The sequence below is a fragment of the Proteus sp. G4415 genome (assembly GCF_963896075.1).
GTDB classification, from domain to species: domain Bacteria; phylum Pseudomonadota; class Gammaproteobacteria; order Enterobacterales; family Enterobacteriaceae; genus Proteus; species Proteus mirabilis.
Genome location: NZ_CAWQOK010000043.1, coordinates 1 through 3,255, shown reverse-complemented (window position 1 = coordinate 3,255; position 3,255 = coordinate 1). Strand labels below are relative to the sequence as shown.

The window sequence follows — 3,255 nt, the reverse complement described above, 5'->3', positions numbered from 1 at the left end:
AGCATAGAAGATAAATTAGTGAGCTGTATTTGGGATGCGGGTGGAATTGATACATTAGACTTTTCCCTATATACCGTTAATCAAGTCATTAATCTCAATGAAGGCTGTTTTTCAGATATTGGAGGATTACGGAGTAATATCTCTATTGCCTATAAAACGATTATTGAAAATGCGATTGGTGGTAAAGGTGATGATACTCTCATAGGAAATCCTTTTGATAATAACCTCATAGGTGGTGATGGCAATGATTTATTCTATGGCGGTGATGGCAATGATTTATTTTATGGTGGCTCTGGAAACGATGTTATATACGGAGAATTGGGAAATGATGTGCTCTATGGTGATGATGGAGATGATATGCTTATCGATTATTATGGTGCTAATATGTTAGATGGTGGTAAGGGTAATGATCGGATCTGTGTAGCATCAACAGATAGAGGGCTTCCAGGTAGAAATATCATTCTAGGGGGAGAAGGTGATGATGAAATATATTTGGGCACAGGAACTCATCGTATAACAGGTGGACAAGGAAATGATGCCTTTAATTTTTTCTGTTATGAGGGAGTTGAAAGCAATAGCTCAATTTGGGATTTTGAAAAAAACAAGGATAAAATAACGTTGATCACTAGAGATTATAGAAAAATAGATATATCAAAAATGAAAAAAGTTGATAAGTTATCAGGAAGTAAAAATGAATTTTCATTAAATCATAACAAACCAGCCAATAAGACCATCATAGATGTTTCAACATCTTCTAACGACAATAAGTCCATTGTACATATAGAGATTGTCGGTATATTTAACCACGATGAACTCTTTGCGGTATAAATACATTTCACCATATGATTTGTAAAATTTTAAATTATTACTCTATAAATAACCATCAATTATTACATTAATAATAATCTAGCATAATATGCGTATAAATAATTAATAGTAATCAACTAAAAAACATACTAATAAATAGTGTGTTTTTATAAAATTTATTCCCATATATATCTCCATTAATTATAAAATTAAGAAATATAGAAAATTCTCTTTTGGTAAAAGGATTTAGTATGAATAGTTTTAACTCAATAAAAAAAACAACTTATTTCTATCTACCTGATGGTAAAATTGTTATAAATTATATGTATGGTTGGCCTAAACAACCACATAGTAATATCACCAAAATAACATATATATTCCCTGATTATGATAAAAAAAGAAATTACTCAAATAAAAAATATTCAGTAACAGAAAAAGATAGAATAGAATCAATAAAACATACCGCTAAAGTATATGAATTGACCTATCTTAAGGAAAAAAAAGAAAAAGAAATCGCTTCATTAAAATATTATAGAAATAAATATTCAATAAGTAAAATAGCTGAATTAGAAAAAGATATAGAGGATATAGAAAATAGTATTAATAAAAATAAGAATAGTATACATCCTTATTTTTATAATACACAAACAACCATATATCCTCATCAACAAGAAGTTATTTCCGATATTCTTAATGAAATTGCCTATATAACACAAGCAAAGTTTGTTGCATCTAATCCAGAATTCGATGCCGATATAAAATTTGGTTTTTACGATGATTTTCATATTAGTCATGGTTCAATAGAATTTTCATATACCACCAGAGGTTTTGCAACCTATCCTAGCAGGTATTCAACCCCTATAAAAAAGATAAATATTGATGAACAATACCAATACTCTGGAACTATATTTTTAAATTTATCATCACACCAATATTATAAGATAATACATCAAAATGATCTTGATAATTATATAAAAACAGAAGGTAATATTGGTGATGCTTTCAATTTTAAAGATAATGGTACTGTTCTGATAATAAAAAAAACCAATACTCTAATTGAAACACTAAAAAATAATAAATATCAGCCAGGTACATATCATTATAAAGTTGTTTTGCATGAAGTTGGTCATGCACTCGGGCTAAGCCATAGTTGGCAATACTTAGAATATAAAGATAAAAATCATGTATTAGCTTCATTGAAATATTCTGTTATGGGTTATGATATACCAACCTCAGAGCATGCTGATTTTGGTGGTCTTTATCCCATGACCTTTATGCTGCTAGATATATTATTATTGCAACAACTCTATGGCGAAAATATGACCACACGCCTTGAAAATAATATCTATGGATTTCATTCTAATACCGGACGTGTCGCTTACTCCTTAAAAAGCATAGAAGATAAATTAGTAAGTTGTATTTGGGATTCGGGGGGAATTGATACATTAGACTTTTCCCTATATACCGTTAATCAAGTTATTAACCTAAATGAAGGTAGCTTTTCAGATATTGGCGGGTTACGGAGTAATATCTCTATTGCCTACAAAACGATTATTGAAAATGCTATTGGTGGATCAGGTCATGATACTATCATAGGAAATAGTGCTAATAATGAACTTATAGGTGGTGATGGTAATGATACTATCAAGGGTGGTTTGGGTAATGATCACCTCTATGGTGGTATGGGTAATGATATTCTCTATGGTGATATAGGCAATGATTATCTCTATGGAGGTATAGGTGATGATATTCTCCATGGTGGTATGGGTAATGATATTCTCCATGGTAGTATGGGTAATGATTACCTCTATGGAAATAAAGGTAATGATAAACTCTTTGGTGGTGATGGAGATGATACCCTTGTTGATTATTATGGAAATAATACATTCATTGGCGGTAAAGGCAATGATCTATTATTTTCGATATCAAAAGCAGGACGAAATGAACTTCAAGGTGGTGAAGGGAATGATATATTTTATTGTGGATTAGGTACTAATCTATTATATGGTGAACAAGGAAATGATACTTTTAACTTCTTATGCTATAAAGGCGCTAAAAGTTATAATTTAATTTTTGATTTTAATACGAATGAAGACAAAATTATTTTTGTTGATCAAAATTATAAAAAAATCGATATATCAAAAATGAAACGAGTAGAACAATTATCAGGAAATGAAAATGAAATAGTTTTACATAATGATATTCATACAAATAAAACCACAATAACTATTTCAACAGCCAATAACGACCATCATTCGACTATCTTTATAAAACTTGAGGGTATATTAAGTTACAATGATCTTTTAGATATATAAAGATATTATTCTAATTAACAATAAGGATTATGATTATATTGTAGTCCTTTTTTATTTAGATGTTCTGTTTTTTAGCAGTATAAAAATAATACATTATGTTATTTTTATTTTGTTTATTATTCACCAATATTAT

General features: G+C 29.2%; 2 protein-coding genes. Both read left to right on the top strand.

Going from position 1 to position 3,255, the window contains the following annotated elements; all coding sequences use genetic code 11:
- A partial coding sequence (locus AACU95_RS04425) for a calcium-binding protein (protein WP_202608880.1) occupies positions 1-828 on the top strand: 828 nt, incomplete at its 5' end.
- A 230-nt stretch (positions 829-1,058) separates the two neighbouring features.
- Positions 1,059-3,122, top strand: coding sequence for a M10 family metallopeptidase (locus tag AACU95_RS04420; RefSeq protein ID WP_161737184.1), 2,064 nt, complete (start codon positions 1,059-1,061; stop codon positions 3,120-3,122).
- Positions 3,123-3,255 lie beyond the last annotated feature (133 nt).